This is a genomic window from Allorhizobium sonneratiae (genome assembly GCF_023700755.1).
Lineage (GTDB): Bacteria > Pseudomonadota > Alphaproteobacteria > Rhizobiales > Rhizobiaceae > Allorhizobium > Allorhizobium sonneratiae.
The window spans coordinates 223,157-238,690 of sequence record NZ_JAMKOJ010000007.1; the positions used below are offsets into that span (position 1 = coordinate 223,157).

17 protein-coding genes are annotated in these 15,534 nt (G+C 58.6%); 7 read left to right on the forward strand and 10 right to left on the reverse strand.

The window, feature by feature from the left end; genetic code table 11:
- Window positions 1–14: 14 nt before the first annotated feature.
- On the reverse strand, window positions 15–1,007 hold the full coding sequence (gene cobS, locus NAC44_RS14340) for a cobaltochelatase subunit CobS (protein ID WP_250941810.1): 993 nt from the start codon (window positions 1,005–1,007) through the stop codon (window positions 15–17).
- 69 nt (window positions 1,008–1,076) lie between these two features.
- Complete coding sequence (locus tag NAC44_RS14345) at window positions 1,077–1,703, reverse strand: J domain-containing protein (RefSeq protein ID WP_250941911.1); 627 nt, start codon at window positions 1,701–1,703, stop codon at window positions 1,077–1,079.
- Window positions 1,704–1,808: 105 nt separating this feature from the next.
- Here NAC44_RS14345 and NAC44_RS14350 point away from each other — a divergent pair, with 105 nt between their 5' ends.
- A complete protein-coding gene (locus tag NAC44_RS14350) occupies window positions 1,809–2,090 on the forward strand; it encodes a BolA family protein (RefSeq protein ID WP_250941811.1) in 282 nt (93 codons plus the stop codon).
- Between the two features lie 51 nt (window positions 2,091–2,141).
- Here the strand turns inward: NAC44_RS14350 and aroB are convergent, their stop codons facing one another.
- Together aroB and NAC44_RS14360 are read right to left on the reverse strand one after the other, a co-directional pair.
- Window positions 2,142–3,263, reverse strand: a complete 1,122-nt coding sequence (gene aroB, locus NAC44_RS14355) for a 3-dehydroquinate synthase (RefSeq protein WP_250941812.1) — start codon at window positions 3,261–3,263, stop codon at window positions 2,142–2,144.
- Window positions 3,260–3,853 (reverse strand): shikimate kinase, encoded by a 594-nt coding sequence (locus tag NAC44_RS14360; protein WP_250941813.1) that lies wholly within the window; start codon window positions 3,851–3,853, stop codon window positions 3,260–3,262. Before NAC44_RS14360 ends, aroB begins: the two co-directional genes overlap by 4 nt.
- 91 nt (window positions 3,854–3,944) lie before the next feature.
- Here NAC44_RS14360 and xerD point away from each other — a divergent pair, with 91 nt between their 5' ends.
- Together xerD and NAC44_RS14370 are read left to right on the forward strand one after the other, a co-directional pair.
- Window positions 3,945–4,904: a site-specific tyrosine recombinase XerD gene (gene xerD, locus NAC44_RS14365; protein WP_250941814.1), complete on the forward strand. Its 960-nt coding sequence runs from the start codon at window positions 3,945–3,947 to the stop codon at window positions 4,902–4,904.
- Window positions 4,905–4,967: 63 nt separating this feature from the next.
- Window positions 4,968–5,921, forward strand: coding sequence for an acetyl-CoA carboxylase carboxyltransferase subunit alpha (locus tag NAC44_RS14370; protein ID WP_250941815.1), 954 nt, complete (start codon window positions 4,968–4,970; stop codon window positions 5,919–5,921).
- Between the two features lie 61 nt (window positions 5,922–5,982).
- On the opposite strand, the gene NAC44_RS14375 is transcribed toward NAC44_RS14370, so the two are convergent.
- Window positions 5,983–6,135: a hypothetical protein gene (locus NAC44_RS14375; RefSeq protein WP_250941816.1), complete on the reverse strand. Its 153-nt coding sequence runs from the start codon at window positions 6,133–6,135 to the stop codon at window positions 5,983–5,985.
- Between the two features lie 89 nt (window positions 6,136–6,224).
- Between NAC44_RS14375 and NAC44_RS14380 the strand changes: the two genes are divergently transcribed.
- Together NAC44_RS14380 and NAC44_RS14385 are read left to right on the forward strand one after the other, a co-directional pair.
- Entirely contained in the window at window positions 6,225–7,595 is a 1,371-nt protein-coding gene (locus NAC44_RS14380; protein ID WP_420839945.1) for a L,D-transpeptidase family protein, read from the forward strand.
- Entirely contained in the window at window positions 7,592–7,837 is a 246-nt protein-coding gene (locus NAC44_RS14385; protein WP_250941817.1) for a sulfurtransferase TusA family protein, read from the forward strand. The genes NAC44_RS14380 and NAC44_RS14385 overlap by 4 nt, the downstream gene beginning before the upstream one ends.
- Window positions 7,838–7,892: 55 nt before the next feature.
- On the opposite strand, the gene NAC44_RS14390 is transcribed toward NAC44_RS14385, so the two are convergent.
- From NAC44_RS14390 to NAC44_RS14400, 3 genes are read right to left on the reverse strand one after another with little or no spacing between them, the layout of a single operon-like run.
- Entirely contained in the window at window positions 7,893–8,228 is a 336-nt protein-coding gene (locus tag NAC44_RS14390) for a DUF1491 family protein (protein WP_250941915.1), read from the reverse strand.
- Window positions 8,229–8,254: 26 nt separating this feature from the next.
- The gene (locus NAC44_RS14395) at window positions 8,255–9,217 is read right to left on the reverse strand and encodes a peptidoglycan-binding domain-containing protein (protein ID WP_250941818.1); all 963 of its coding nucleotides are present in this window, start codon (window positions 9,215–9,217) and stop codon (window positions 8,255–8,257) included.
- Window positions 9,189–10,760 (reverse strand): sensor histidine kinase, encoded by a 1,572-nt coding sequence (locus NAC44_RS14400; protein WP_274706904.1) that lies wholly within the window; start codon window positions 10,758–10,760, stop codon window positions 9,189–9,191. The genes NAC44_RS14395 and NAC44_RS14400 overlap by 29 nt, the downstream gene beginning before the upstream one ends.
- 446 nt (window positions 10,761–11,206) lie before the next feature.
- Here NAC44_RS14400 and NAC44_RS14405 point away from each other — a divergent pair, with 446 nt between their 5' ends.
- Window positions 11,207–11,647: a DUF5330 domain-containing protein gene (locus NAC44_RS14405; protein ID WP_250941821.1), complete on the forward strand. Its 441-nt coding sequence runs from the start codon at window positions 11,207–11,209 to the stop codon at window positions 11,645–11,647.
- Window positions 11,648–11,854: 207 nt separating this feature from the next.
- Window positions 11,855–12,274: a SufE family protein gene (locus NAC44_RS14410; protein WP_250941823.1), complete on the forward strand. Its 420-nt coding sequence runs from the start codon at window positions 11,855–11,857 to the stop codon at window positions 12,272–12,274.
- A 4-nt stretch (window positions 12,275–12,278) separates the two neighbouring features.
- Here the strand turns inward: NAC44_RS14410 and NAC44_RS14415 are convergent, their stop codons facing one another.
- Both NAC44_RS14415 and NAC44_RS14420 read right to left on the reverse strand, forming a co-directional pair.
- A complete protein-coding gene (locus NAC44_RS14415) occupies window positions 12,279–14,228 on the reverse strand; it encodes a MacB family efflux pump subunit (RefSeq protein WP_250941825.1) in 1,950 nt (649 codons plus the stop codon).
- Between the two features lie 3 nt (window positions 14,229–14,231).
- On the reverse strand, window positions 14,232–15,449 hold the full coding sequence (locus NAC44_RS14420; protein WP_476726966.1) for an efflux RND transporter periplasmic adaptor subunit: 1,218 nt from the start codon (window positions 15,447–15,449) through the stop codon (window positions 14,232–14,234).
- Window positions 15,450–15,534 lie beyond the last annotated feature (85 nt).

Consider the following 15,534-nt stretch of genomic DNA (forward strand, 5'->3'; position numbering starts at 1 on the left):
GATCCCTTCTCCGCTCAGGCGCCGAGAACGATATTGGCGGCGCTTTCCTTGAGCTCGACACCGAAGGCGCGCTGATATTGCTCGGCCACCAAGGTGCGCTCCAGCTCGTCGCATTTGTTGAGGAAGGTGGCGCGGAAGGCAAAGGCGATATCGCCGAAGATCTCGGCATTTTCCGCCCAGGTGATCACCGTACGCGGGCTCATCACCGTGGACAGATCGCCATTGATGAAGGCAGCGCGGGTAAGATCGGCCAGACGCACCATCTTGTTAACGTTGTCACGCCCTGCCTCGTTTGCGGCAAAGCTCTTGACCTTGGCAAGAACGATATCGACTTCCTTCTGGTGTGGCAGATAGTTCAGCGTGGTAACGATTGACCAGCGATCCATCTGCGCCTGGTTGATCTGCTGCGTGCCATGGTAAAGGCCGGTCGTGTCGCCAAGACCGACCGTATTGGCGGTGGCAAACAGGCGGAAGGCCGGATGCGGGCGGATGACCCGGCTCTGATCGAGCAGCGTCAGGCGACCTGAGCTTTCCAGCACGCGCTGGATCACGAACATCACATCCGGGCGACCGGCATCATATTCGTCGAAGACCAGCGCAACATTGTGCTGATAGGCCCAGGGCAGAATGCCGTCCTTGAATTCGGTGACCTGCTTGCCATCCTTCAGAACGATCGCGTCCTTGCCGACCAGATCGATACGGCTGACATGGCTGTCGAGGTTGACGCGCACGCAAGGCCAGTTCAGCCGGGCTGCAACCTGCTCGATATGGGTGGATTTGCCGGTGCCGTGAAAGCCGGACACCATCACGCGGCGATTATGGGCAAAGCCCGCCAGAATGGCCAGCGTCGTTTCCCGGTCGAAAAGATAGTCGGGATCGAGATCGGGCACGTAAGGGTCGCCCTTGGAATAGGCCGGTACGCGAATGTCGCTGTCGATGCCGAACACCTCCCGGACGGATACGGTCGTATCGGGCATGTTGGCGATATCAAGATCAATTTTGCTCATCATGTCTCCATGCCGGACGGACCGACCGGCGCATTCTTCAGGCAAACAGGCTAGGTTATCCAACTACTCCTAGCAGAAACCGGCTTGCTTTAACAATTGATATGCCTGGATCACTTCACGAAAACGATCTTCCGATCCACGGTCTCCGCCATTTGCATCCGGATGGTGTTTCTTGACAAGCTCTTTATAGCGACTTTTGATCGCATCGGCGCTGGCGCCGCCGGTCAATCCCAGTGTGTCGAAGGCTTTTGCCTCCAGAGTCTTGAGCTTGCGACCCTGCTGCTCAGGGCGCGACCCATTGCCGCGCGCCTGATGGACGAAGCCAAACGGGTCCTTCATCCGGGCCTGGGAGGCGGCTGAGCCGGAGCGGGCGTTGGACTGCAGGGGTGCCGAGCGGGCGGCCTTGTTGACGCCCACCGTCCAGGTTGGGCGATGGCCGGTGATCGCTTCTTTCTGGTAACGAGCGATCTCGCCATCGGACAGGCCGGAAAAATAATTATAGCCTTTGTTGTATTCCTTGACGTGCTCGAAACAGAACAGAAAAAACTGTCCTTCGGCATTGCGTCCGACGGGTGCGCGATGCGCACCAGGTTTGTCACAGCCGTCCCACTGGCAAGTGGCGATCGGCTGTTGCGGTTCGTCGGCCTTCTTGCGCCGTGTCCGGATCTTGTCGAAATATCGTGAGTCGAGTTTCATCCGCAAATTATGGGGTGAGACGGGCCTCACGACAAGAATTGACAAATCAGATTGTTATTGCCTTTTAGGAGGGTTGAACCCGTCAATGGAAAATGAGGTCTGTTCATGTCGCTGCGCCAGAGGATCGAAGACAAGCTGACGGCGGCTTTTTCGCCTGAACGGCTGGCCGTCATCGATGAAAGCCATCTGCATGCCGGGCATCAGCCGGATATGACAGGCACGGGCGAAACCCATATGCGGGTCAAAATCGTTGCCGCTGCCTTTTCCGGCATGAACCGCCTTGCCCGTCACCGCTCGGTGACGGAACTATTGAGGCCAGAGCTTGATGCGGGTCTTCATGCGCTGGCAATCGAGCCTGCCGCGCCGGGAGAAGCCGTTCTTTGGTAAAGATCGGGGCCGATCAAGAGAAAGTGAAGGCGGGGTTTCGGCTCAAAGCATTCAGAGTTTTTCGCTGAGAAAACTTTGCACTTCCGCCGAAGGCACGTCATCGGCGACGAAGGACTGGCCGATGCCGTGGGTGAGGATGAAGGTGAGCTTGCCGCTCTTGACCTTCTTGTCCTGACCGATGGCCGCCATCAAGGTCTCCACGCCGGGCATATCGCCGGGAATGTCGCGGATGCTCGTCGGCAAGCCGACCTCCCGCAGGTGGCGTTCCACGCGTCTGGCGTCATCCGGGCTTGCCAGATTGAGCCGTGCGGAAAAATCATGGGCCAGCACCATACCGATGGCGACACCCTCGCCATGCACGAGGCGGCGGCTGTCATAGCCGGTGGCAGCTTCCAGCGCGTGGCCGAAGGTGTGGCCGAGATTGAGCAGTGCGCGACGGCCCTGTTCGCGCTCATCGGCCACCACGACATCGGCCTTGGCCTGACAGGACACGGCAATGGCCTGCGTCCGTGCCGGGCCGCCGGCAAAAATCTCGCGCCAATTTTCTTCCAGCCAGGTGAAAAAGTCCGGTCGGTCGATCAGACCATATTTGGCCACTTCGGCATAGCCGGCGCGAAATTCCCGCTCGCTCAGCGTGTTCAAGACGCCTGTGTCAGCCAAAACCAGATCCGGCTGGTTGAACACACCGATCAGGTTCTTGCCCTGGCGGGCATTGATGCCGGTCTTGCCGCCGACGGAAGAATCGACCTGGGAAAGCAGAGAGGTGGGAATTTGTACGAAGCGCACGCCGCGCCGGACAATGCCGGCGGCAAAGCCGGTGAGGTCGCCAATCACGCCGCCGCCGAGCGCAATCACCGTGTCGTTGCGCTCGATACGTGCTTCGAGCAGCACGTCGCAAACCTTTTGCAGATTGTCGAAGCTTTTGGTCTTTTCGCCGGCAGGCAGGGTGAAGGAGGTGGCGTCGATGCCATCAGCCTCCAGCGCATCCATCAGGCTTTCCAGATAGAGAGGCGCAACATGCTCGTCGGTAACAATGGCCGCCTTACGGCCCTTGATCCGGGTGGAAATTTCGCCGCCGGCCCGCTCGATCAAGCCTTCGCCGATGATGATGTCATAGGCGCGTTCGCCCAGAGGCACGTGAACGACGCGCTCGCTGCTGCTCCTGTCGGTCATGGTTGGTCCTGCTTGTTCTGGAAATGGCTGACAACCGCCTGCATCACATCGGCGGCAACGGTTTCCTTGCGCTCATTGCGCGAATGCACGGTGATATCGGCGCGCGCATAGATGGGATAGCGGTCGTTCATCAGCTTTTCCAGCGTAGAGCGCGGATTTTCGGTCTTGAGCAGCGGACGGTGATCGCGCTTGTTGACCCGTTCCCATAAAGTATCGAGATCGGCTTTCAGCCAGATGGAGAGGCCACCACGCTCGATCTGGGCGCGGGTGCGATCATTGATGAAAGCGCCGCCACCGGTGGAGACCACCTTGGGGCCGCCGCGAAGGAGCCGCTTGATCACCCGGGTTTCCAGCGCGCGGAATTCCGCCTCGCCATAGGCGGCGAACAATTCGCTGATCGTCATGCGTGACACACGCTCGATTTCGTTGTCGGTGTCGATGAAGGGCAAGCCCAGATTTTGTGCGACAAGACGGCCGATCGCAGACTTGCCGGCCCCCATCAAGCCGACGAAAACCAGCCTCCTGCGGCCCAGCAGGCGACGTGTCCGTTCGGCAAGGGTTTCTTCGGGCGGAGCGAGAATCTGGGTCATCAGCCTTGTTCTAACCGTTTTGCAACCCTATTGACAAATGCTGGCCCGACGTCAAGCCGTGATGACGCAACAGATGCAAGGGAGTTGCCCCATGGCCGGAATGGATCAGGCCCGGATCGAGGCCTTTCTGGAAATGATGAGCGCCGAGCGTGGTGCTGCCAAAAACACACTGACCTCCTATGCCCGCGATCTGGCCGATGTCGTTGCCTTTCTGTCGGGGCGGCAAAAGCGGCTGGAAACGGCTGACAGCGCCGATCTTTCGGCCTATCTGGCGCATCTGACTGAGAAAGGATACGAAGCCGCCTCACAGGCGCGACGGCTTTCGGCGCTCAGGCAATTCTTTCGGTTTCTTTATAGCGAAGGGCTGCGCGGCGACGATCCGACGGCCATTCTCGATGCACCGAAAAAACGCTTGTCACTGCCAAAGACGCTGACGATCGAAGAGGTGGACCGGCTTTTGAAACTGGCGGCCGATGAAGCTGCGATGGATGGCCCTGACAAGCTGCAACGCCTCAGACGGCTGGCGCTGGTCGAACTTCTTTACGCCACTGGCATGCGGGTGAGTGAGCTTGTGGCGCTGCCGGCTCATGTCCTGCGTCAGGAGGGCGGATTTCTGATGATCCGCGGCAAGGGGGCTAAGGAAAGGCTGGTGCCGCTTTCTGCTCCTGCCATCGATGCCCTGAAACGATACAGCGAGGCCCGGCGTTGCGCGCAGGCGGACAAGGCAGATGAAAACCCTAAAATGGCAGGGTTTCTTTTTCCGGCCGCCAGCAAGGAAGGACACCTGCCGCGACAGGTTTTCGCGCGAGAATTGAAAGATTTGGCAGTTCGCGCCGGATTGGCGCCTGAGGCGGTCTCTCCCCATGTGCTGCGTCATGCTTTTGCCAGCCATCTTTTGCAAAATGGGGCAGATCTGCGCATTCTTCAGGAATTATTGGGACATAGCGACATTTCGACGACACAAATTTATACCCATGTGCTGGATGAAAAGCTGCAGATTCTGGTCGAAACGCATCACCCACTTGCAAAATATGGGAAAAACACCGATTAGAAGCCCGACCGCCTCCCTGATAAGCAGGGGGATGAGCAGGAGTAACGGACCGGAACGGACCTCATGATCAATTATCTCGATTTCGAAAAGCCCATTTCCGACCTCGAAGGCAAGATTCACGAGTTGAAGAAGCTCAAGAGCGAGGATGAGAGCATCGACACCTCGGAAGAGATCGGCCGTCTCGAGACCCGTGTGCGCGAAGCCATGGAAGAGATTTATGCCAAGCTCAATCCCTGGCAGAAAACTCAGGTATCGCGTCATCCGCAGCGGCCGCATTTCATCGATTATGCCAAGCGGTTGTTTGCCGATTTCACCCCCCTGGCTGGTGACCGGAAATTTGCCGAGGATGCCGCCATTCAGGCAGGCTTTGCCCGTTTTCGCGGTGAGCCCGTGGTGTTGATCGGTCAGGAAAAGGGCAATGACACCAAAAGCCGGATCAAGCATAATTTCGGCAGCCCCCGTCCCGAAGGCTATCGCAAGGCAATCCGCATCATGGAAATGGCCGACCGTTTCGGCCTGCCGGTGATCTCGCTGGTCGATACGGCGGGTGCCTATCCGGGGGTGGGCGCGGAAGAGCGCGGTCAGGCCGAAGCCATCGCCCGCTCGACGGAAATGTGCCTGAACATCAAGGCGCCGGTAATTTCTGTGGTGATCGGCGAAGGCGGCTCCGGCGGGGCAATTGCCATTGCCACCGGCAACCGCGTCTATATGCTCGAACATGCGATCTATTCGGTGATCTCGCCGGAAGGGGCGGCTTCCATTCTCTGGCGCGATTCCTCGCGCGCCAAGGAGGCGGCGAGCAATATGAAGATCACCGCGGAAGACTTGAAGGCACTGGGCGTGATCGACGGCATCATTCCCGAGCCGATCGGCGGGGCCCATCGTGGACCGGAAACGGTCATCGACCAGACGGGTGACACCATTGCCGGAGCGCTCAAGGAGCTTTCTGTCCTGAGCGGCGAAGATCTGCGCAAGGCGCGTCGGCAAAAATTCCTGGATATTGGCCGCAATCTTTAACGGGTTTGAGGGGTCGTACAGAGAAGGGCAAAACGTGCATTCCTGCAGCCTTTTGCCCCTCTCATTTGTCCGGCAGGCCCGGATGGAATGTCGAAATGACACGCTCTGCCTGATCGGGAATGAAGCCCTTAGCGAATAATCGATTCATGGCGATCAGGCGTCCGGCTGTGGACTCTCGCGGCATTTTCACGGTTTGTAAACCATGATCTGCCATGATCTGCGGATGATCAACGTGCTGCCCCGCTTGCGGAAATCTGTTCCGGGACGTATGCAGATTATCTGCGGACGGCTCTGTCCGTTGTTATGGGAAAATGGTGGCGCGCCATGCTGATCGCCCGGAAATCCGTTCTGTCTGTTCTGCCAGTTTTCGTGGCAGCCCTGATGCTGTGGGGCTGCAACGACACGCTTGATAGCGTCGTTGACAAGAAACTTCCCGATAACGTCAAGAACAAGGTCGAACAGCCCCTGCCGGATTCGATTCTGACGCAGATGGCTGCCCTCAATATGGATCGTAATTCGCCGATTGCCATCCGTATCTTCAAGGAAGAAGGCGTTCTGGAGATCTGGAAGGAAAAGCGTGACGGCAAGTTTGCCAAAATCGCCGACTACCAGATTTGCGCCTGGTCGGGGCGGCTCGGTCCGAAGGAGAAGGAGGGCGACCGTCAGGCGCCGGAAGGCTTTTATGAGCTGACGCCTGCCAATCTCAACCCCTATTCCAAATATTATCTGGCGATCAACACCGGCTTTCCCAACCGTTACGACAGCGTCAACGGTTTTACGGGCACCAATCTGATGATCCATGGTGCTTGCTCATCTTCAGGCTGTTATTCGATGACCGATGCGCAGATTCTGGAAATCTACGCCTTTGCCCGCGATGCGTTTCGCGGCGGCCAGCAGACGGTGCAGCTTGAAGCCTTTCCCTTCCGCATGACGGCGGAAAACATGGCGCGCCACCATTTCAGCCCGCATTATCCGTTCTGGCAAATGCTGAAGGCTGGTTATGACCAGTTCGAGATCACCCAACGTCCGCCGGAGGTGGCGGTGTGTTCTCGCCGTTATGTGTTCAATGAAAAGGCGGCGCCCGGTCACGGTTTCAATCCCAATGCCGCCTGTCCGCCCATGAGCATGTCACCGCAGCTGACAGCCGCCGTTGCCGCCTATAATTCCGCCTATGAGCGCGATTATGCCAAGGCGATGAAGACGTATGCCAAAAAGGTCTGGTATGATCCGACCGAGGCTGAGCGCAAGGCGCTGGTGGCGGATCTGCGCAAAGGCCATGATCCGGCCTTTGCCCCCACCGGTTCAGCGTTGAAGGCGGGCAAGTTGCTTGATCTTGCTGATGTCGCCGATCCCGCCCATCCGACATTGCATGGAGGCGCCGGGCATGGAGGGGCAGATGGCGGTGCAGCGGCACCGCAAACCATGATTGCTTCCGTTGCGACGGGCGGGAAAACCAGCCGTATCGGGCCAACCAATCCAGGCGTTGACCCCTCGAACCCGGCAAGCCCGGCAGGCGTCGATCCTTCGGAGACGGCGATGATGTCCTTGCCTGCAACCGGGCCGGTGCCGCCTGCCAATCCGAACAGCATCGGCGCGCCCTCAACCATGACCGCCTTCGATGCGCCTCCCCAGCAGGTCGCCGCCAAACCTTTCTGGAAATTCTGGTCGCGATGAGCGGGGACAAAAAGGATGATCCGGTTTTCTCTCTGGATCTGAAAGGGCTCAAATGTCCGCTTCCCGTATTGAAAACCCGTAAAAAACTGGCGTCCATGACCAGATGCGCAAGGCTCAGGGTCGAAACCACCGATCCGCTGGCCGGTATCGACATTCCCCATCTCTGTCATGAGGATGGGCATCGCCTTCTCGCCAGCGAGAAGACCTCAAGCGGCCATTGCTTTTTGATCGAAAAAGCATGACGGGTTTTTGGGCTTTTCTGTTGGCAGATTATTCCGCGTGAAACCAAAAGACAGGTCACGTCAGAGGCAAAAGATCACCAATCTCTTCGGTTTCGATCTCAACAAGCCAGAGATCGCCGTCCCATTGCCTCTCGCGGGTCATGACCGTGTCCACCGCCTCGCGCTCGACCCTGTCGAGACGACGCTCGAAACGGCGTTCGGCAGCGCTGTCGTCGTCGAGCAGGCTTTGCGGTGCAGGCGCGTAAAGCGTTTCCAGGCCATCGCGAAAACGCTGACGCACGAAGATGGCCCCGGCCATATCCATGCCCTTGTGCTCAATGGCGGCAAAACCGCCTGCGGCAAAAACGCGGCGCATCAGGGCCGAAACCACCATGTCGGAACGAAGGCGCATCGTCATGGCTCACATGTTGTCATTGTTTATAGGGCACCGATCGATTTTAGCTTCTTTAGCACGATGGGGCTGGGCTGACCATCGACGGGCAGATGATAATGACGCTGGAAGTGGAGAATGGCGGCCTTGGTCTTTTGTCCGTAAACGCCGGGGCTGTCGAGGTCGCTATAGGCAATATGGCTCAGGCCGCGCTGAATGGCGCTGATCATCGCCGGGTCGGCATTGGCAGCGTCCAGGACGGGAGGAGATGTGTTCTGCCATTGGGCGGAGACCGGTGTCGGCGTGGGTAGGGTTTTTTCCGCATTGCGGATGGCGGCTGCAATCGGATCGGCCTGAGAGGCTGCCATAGAGGACGATGTGTTTCGGGTGTCGGTCTTGTCTGCGATCTCCATGGAGCTTGGCCGCTCCTTGGGTACAATGGAGGCTGCGGCCTGATCGAGGCTCATGGCGGCAAGAAGATCACGGCTTGCCTCACCCGTTGCCGGCAGGCCGATGCGCTGCTGATAGCGGCTGATGGCCGATGATAATGCCGGATTGTTTAACCCGTCCGTCGGGCCGTTATAGAGACCAAGACGCTGCAGTTCGCTCTGCGTGTCGCTGACCAGCTTTGTGTCTGTGCCGGGCTGGGAGGCCGTGGCCACTGCGGTTGCGGGCGGATTTGGCGTATCTGTATTTTGCCGCTCGATACGAAACGTGGTCACATCGCCTAAATGACCCTTGCGCTCGGCAAAGGGGTTGAAACCGGGCATAGCGTTGAAATTGCCGGGATCGCGTGTGCGCAGAAAGGGAGAGGGATGGCGCTCCGGCTGATACCAGATGGCATTGGCGGCAACGCAGGAAAAGGCAAGGCAGACGGTCAAGGTACCGCCGATTTTTCCCGGATGGCGGGCAAGAAGATGCAAAAAGCCAAGGCCAGCCCGCGTCAGAAGTCCCTTCTGCTTGCGAACCGGCTTTTTTTTATCAGGCGATTTTCGCTTTCGCGCTGCCATCCAATCCTTCCTGTCGGCCGCTCACGTGGTGCTGGCCCTGCATGTCAGCCTGCAAACGTGGCGGAAATTCAACACCGTTCCTGTCATCACGGACTTTGCCGACACCGGACCCATCCGCAGGCAGGGTGATTTCCACAACGGTTCCTTCGCCGGGCCTGCTCTTCATGCACAAGGCGCCACCATGCAGGGCAACCAGCCCTTTGACCAGGGACAGGCCAAGACCGACACCGTCATAGCGGCGGCTGTAATCGGACTGAATCTGGACGAAGGGACGGCCAAGCTCGGCGACCTTCTCTTCAGCGATGCCGATACCGGTATCGCTGACCGAAATGACAATATGATGAGCAGATCGTGACGCATCGATGGTGACAACACCACCGGCATCGGTGAATTTTATCGCGTTTCCAACAAGATTGATCAGGATCTGGCGAACAGCGCGCGGATCGGCAGACAGTTCGCCAACATCGCGGGCAATGCGGCTGGTCAGGGCGAGCCCTTTTTCCCGCGCCTGAAGACCGAGCATTTTTTCGCAATCCTGCACGACATCGGCAACGGCAAAGGGTTCGACGATCAGTTCGTAACGCCCCGCCTCGATCCGGCTCATATCAAGCATGGTGTTGACCACCGACAGCAGATGACCGCCCGATTGACGGATCAGCCGGACGTATTCGCGATGCCGCTCATCCTCAAGTCGGCCAAGATAGTCGCCCATCAGAATGTCGGAGAAACCGAGAATGGCGTTCAAGGGTGTGCGCAGTTCATGGCTGACGGCAGCGAGGAAGCGGGTCTTGGCTTCATGGGCCTCCTGCAACTCCTCGCTCAGCGTATCGACGCGCTCGGCCAACGCCTGTTCACGGGTTGCATCGAGCATCTGTACGAAGATCCCGTTCATACCGTGCTGGCCGACAGTGCAGGTGGTCATGTCGAGAGCGACGCTCATCATCTGGCCGTTGGCCGGATCCGGCATGGCCAGACGCAATACCAGTCTTGTGCGGCTCTCGCCCATGCGCAGGGCGTCGATGGCGCTGACAAAAGCAATGCGGTCAGTGACATGCACCTGATCGATGAAAGGCCGGCCCAGCGGCTCGCGCAGGCAACGCAGGAAATCGCTCATCTCGCGCCCGCCAATGCGCACCATGCGCGCCTGACTGTCCAGCAGAAAGGCAAGACCCGGCATCAGCGCCGAGCGGGCGGAAAACAGGTCCTCGCCTTCCACGGTCTGCATCGAGCGCCAGATATCCTGGTCAGGCAGGGTCTTGCGGCGCGCAAGCCAAAGAATGGGCGGAAGGGCCATAAGAAAGAAGGCGGCTGCGAGAGCGACACCCAGCGGCAGGGCAAGCGCAATGCTTTGCTCGATCGACAAGAGGGCCGGGATGATCAGAAGCAGCGCCAGGCTAAAGAGGGCCACGTGTCGGGCGGCAACAACCTCTGGCTGAGATGGCTTGCCCTCTCCGGCGACGCGCATGACCGCTGAGGCTATGGCAGCCTCAAAACCGGACCTGATCCGAACAGCGATTTGACCCAATACCTGCACGCTCACCATCCGCGAAGCGGTCCTCTCTAATGGGTTCACAATAGAGGTCGCTGCCTTAAGGAAAAGATAAAGGCATTTGCACAAAACCGCCGGAAAAAGACGTTTTCGCCCCGGAACGAGACAGGCGAACCATGCTTTGCAAAATATGGTTAATTGGACGTAAGCGACGGATTTTCCGTAATTTTCCAGTTATGTTAATCTTTGTGGCGGGCGCAGGTGCTGGAAATCCTGCAAAACCAGCTTCACAGCCACAATTATGCTTAACCCGTCAGGCTACAATTTGACGAAAATGCGGGTCAAATATCGAAAGATCGAATTTTATGTAAATTCTCAGAAAATACGATGAGCTTTTGCAAAGCGCCATTTGCATGCTCTGGCTATGATCGATCCAGACATCCGGAAATTGCAACCGGATGAGGCGGCAAAATTGTCGCATAACGAAACGAGTGGCGGCGATGTGGTTTTTGATCAAAGGCGCGTTCTGGTTTACCCTGGTTCTGGTTCTTCTGTCGTTTCTCGGCGGCGGCAAGGACGCCAATACGGCTCAGGAGGCCAAATTCGACCCGCAAACGGCCATTGCCGCGGCAAGTGGCCTCTATGATTATCTTGGCGGGCTGTGTCAGCAAAAGCCGGATGTCTGTGTGAAGGGAGCCGAAACCCTGAGCGCCATCGGCCAGCGCGCCAGCGAAGGCGCCAAGGTGGCTTATGAAATTCTTAACCGCCAGTTCGGCGACAAGCCTGTCCAGACAAAACAGCAGGCAGGGCAGGCGGCAGGTGCTGTCGATGCCGCTTCCGATGCGCATCAGACGGCAGGGTCCGACCCTTTGGTGACGGCAAGCGTGCGCGAACCCTTGCGGATTTCGGTTCCGATCCCCCGGCCGAAGCCGGAAGGCTGATCACGTCTTCCTGGTCCTCCGGCCTGCGTTTTCTGTCAGAACACGGAATGGCACCAGGCTTTCGCCCCGCGGTTTTTGCGAAAACCGGATTCCCCTTTCCCGACCGAGGCTCTATATGGAAGCGTGGATCGCCTTTCCACCGGACAGGCTTGTTGTGTGACAGGGCCTGTCCATGATCTTGTGAATGAACGGAAGCCTTTGGACGCCATGACCCCCATCGACCAGATTATCGACGATTTCGCCTTTCTCGACGACTGGGAGGATCGCTATCGCTATGTGATCGAACTGGGAAAGGCGCTGCCCGACTTGCCGGAGGACAAGCGCACCGGGGAGAACAAGGTCCGCGGCTGTGCCAGTCAGGTCTGGCTGGTGGTTCATCCCGGTGACGGGCCGGATCCCGTCTTGACCCTTGAAGGCGATTCGGATGCCCATATCGTGCGGGGGCTGGTGGCCATCGTGCTGTCGGCCTATAGCGGTCGAAAAGCCTCCGAGATTGCTGATTATGATGCTCTGGCGCTGTTCGGCAGGCTGGGGCTGATCGAGCATCTGTCTGCCCAGCGCGCCAATGGCCTGCGGTCCATGGTGGATCGGATCCGCAGCGAGGCGCGGACCCGGCTTTCCTCCTGATGCTTCAGTCGGTGGTCAGCGCAGCCACGGGATCGAGACGCGAGGCATTACGTGCCGGCATGAAACCGAAGACAAGGCCGATCAGGCAGGAGCAGGTAAAGGCCAGCACCATCGAGCTTGTGGAATAGACAAGGCTGATCTGCTTGACGAACAGGCTGAAGGTGAAGCCCATCGACAGGGCAAAGCCGATGCCGAGACTGCCGCCGATCAGGCAGACCAGCACGGCCTCGATCAGGAATTGCTGCAAAATATCCTGACGCCGCGCGCCGACCGCCATGCGCACACCGATCTCGCTCACCCGCTCGGACACCGATACCAGCATAATGTTCATGACGCCGATACCGCCGACAATCAGCGAGATGACGGCAATGGCGGCAACCAGCAGGGTCAATGTCTGGGCGGTCGCGATGATGGTCTTGCGGATGTCGTCGGTGTTGAGGATGAAGAAATCCTTCTCCCCATGCCGCTTGGTCAAAAAGCGGGTGACGGCGGCTTCGGCGGTCGAGCTGTCGATGCCATCGGCCACGCGCACCGTCACACTGCGCAGCGACATGTCACCTAGAAACCGGGCCTGCACGCTGGTATAGGGCAGATAGGCCGACAGGTTCGAGCTGGAGCCGAAACCGCCCTGCTGCGATTCGATCACACCGATGATGCGCACCGGAACCGTGTTGAGAAACACCGTCTTGCCAATCGCATTGCTATAGGGCTTGCCAAACAGGGTGGAGGCGGCATTGTCGTCGATCACCGCTTCCTGGCTCATTGAGGTGACGCCTTCCGCATTGAAAAACCGCCCGGCCAGTAATTTCGATCCCTTGGCATCGAAATATTGTGACCCGACACCGTTGATCAGCGCGTTGGCGACAGTGGAGCCTGAGCGCACCGTACCAGAGGTGGAGACTGTAGGCGTGGCCGCCGCCACATAAGGCAGCCGGGCCAGCGCCTCGGCATCGGCAACCTTCAGCGTGGTGATCTTGGCGGAGCGCACATCGCCAAACCCTTTGCCGGGGAAGATTTCCAGCGTGTTGGTGCCGAGACTGTTGATATTGGACAGCACTTTCTGCTGGGTGCCATTGCCCAGCGCCACGACGCTGACCACCGAAGCAATGCCGATGATGATGCCGAGCATGGTCAGGAATGTTCGCAGCCGGTGCGACATCAACGCCTTGAGCGCCATGGTGAAGGCTTCGCTCAACCGGCCAAGCCAGGCAAAACGCTGGCTGGCGTCTGGGGAGGATATGTCTGTGCCGCGCTTTTCCGGTTGTGGTTGTTTTTCCTGGCGGCGATCAGCGATGATGTTTCCGTCGGCGATCTCGATGATCCGTTCGGCACGGGCGGCGACATTGGCGTCATGGGTGACGATGATGATCGTCTTGCCCTCGCCATGCAGCTCATCGAGAATGCGCAGCACTTCCTCGCCGCTGTTCTTGTCGAGCGCGCCGGTCGGCTCATCAGCAAGGATGACCTCGCCGCCATTCATCAGGGCGCGGGCAATCGAGACGCGCTGCTGCTGACCGCCGGACAATTGTCCGGGGCGGTGGCCAAGCCGTTCGCCCATGCCCAGCCGTTCCAGGATCGCCCGGGCACGCTCTCGACGTCGTTGCGAAGGGGTGCCGGCATAGATGGCGGGCATTTCGACATTGCCGAGCGCTGTCAGATCGCCAAGCAGATGATAGCGCTGGAAGATGAAGCCGAAATGCTCGCGCCGCAAGGCCGACAGCGCATCGCTGTCCAGCTGGTCTGTGCGCTGGCCACCGATTTCATACACGCCTTCGCTTGGCCGGTCGAGCAGGCCGAGAATGTTCATCAGGGTCGATTTGCCCGAGCCGGACGGGCCGATAATCGAAACCATCTCCCCCTTTTCAATGGCGAGATCGACCTGTTTGAGCACGGCGATCTCCTCATCGCCGGACAGATAGCGCCGCGTGACCTTGGAGAGTTTGATGATTGCCATGGCTTACATTCCCGGTGGCGGCGGCATGGATGAACGGCTGCTGCTCGTTTCGGTGACAGCCGTTCCGATCACCACCTTCTCGCCCTCTGCAAGACCGGATTTGATCTCGGCATTAATGCCATCATTCAGGCCAATTTCGACAGTGCGGCGGCTGATATGGCCGTCTTTGCCAATGACGCTGATCTCGGCCTTGCCGTTCTTGCCGCTCATGGACAGCGCCGAGGAGGGCACGGTCAGCACGTTTTTCGCTTCACCGAGAATGATATGGACTTCCGCCGTCATATAGGTCCTGAAGCGACCGGTCGGGTTATCGACGGTCAGGATGCCGTTGTAATAGATCGCCGAGCTGCTGGAACTGCTCGAGCTACTGGAACTGCTGCTGGAGGATGAGGAAGAGGTGACGCTGCTGTCGCTGGTGATCGATTCCGGTGCCGGTTCGATCGATTGCAATACGGTATTGTAACGGGTGGCGGGATCGCCGAGCAGGGTGAAATAGGCCTTTTGTCCCGGTTTGACATGCAGAATATCGGCTTCGGAGATTTCAGCACGGATCACCATCCGGTCCAACTGGCCGAGAATAACGATGGTGGGCGCTGTCTGGGCGGCATTGACGGTCTGGCCCTGCTGGTTGACGACAGCAAGCACTGTGCCGTCCATGGGCGCCGTGATGCGGGTATAGGCCAGGTTGACCTGCGCGGTTGCCACCGCCACCTCAGCTTCGTCAATCTGGGCGTTGAGCGAATCGATTGCGGCCTTGTCCTTGTCTCGGGTGGCTTGGTCGCTTTCGAGATCGGACTGTGTGCCGGAATTGCCGGCAACAAGTCTTTTCTGTCGCGCAAGAGTTAGTTCCGCATTGATCAGCGTGGCTTCGGCCTCAACCTTCTGCGCTTTGTAATCAGCAAGAGATGCTTCGGATGTCTTGAGGCTGTTCTGCTGGGTGACGGAATCGATTTCGGCAACCAGATCGCCCTTCTTGATCGTATCGCCAACTTTGACATGCAGCGCCGTGATGCGACCGGAAACCTGCGCCCCCACTGCCACCAGCCGATAGGGCTTGAAAATGCCGTTTGCCAGCACCGTTTCTTCGATAGTGCCGCGCTTGACATCAGCCGTCAGCAAGCCATCGGTTCCATTGCCGTTTTTTTTCAGCGCGGCATAAAGGCTGACGGCGCCCGCCATGGCAACGCAAAAAACGATGATGATCCAAGCTCGCCGCTTCACGATGTTCCATTTCCGGCGGCCTGTCCGCCATGCCTGTTCTGCGGTTTTACGGCAGATGCTCTGGACTGCTTTGATATTTTAAGTA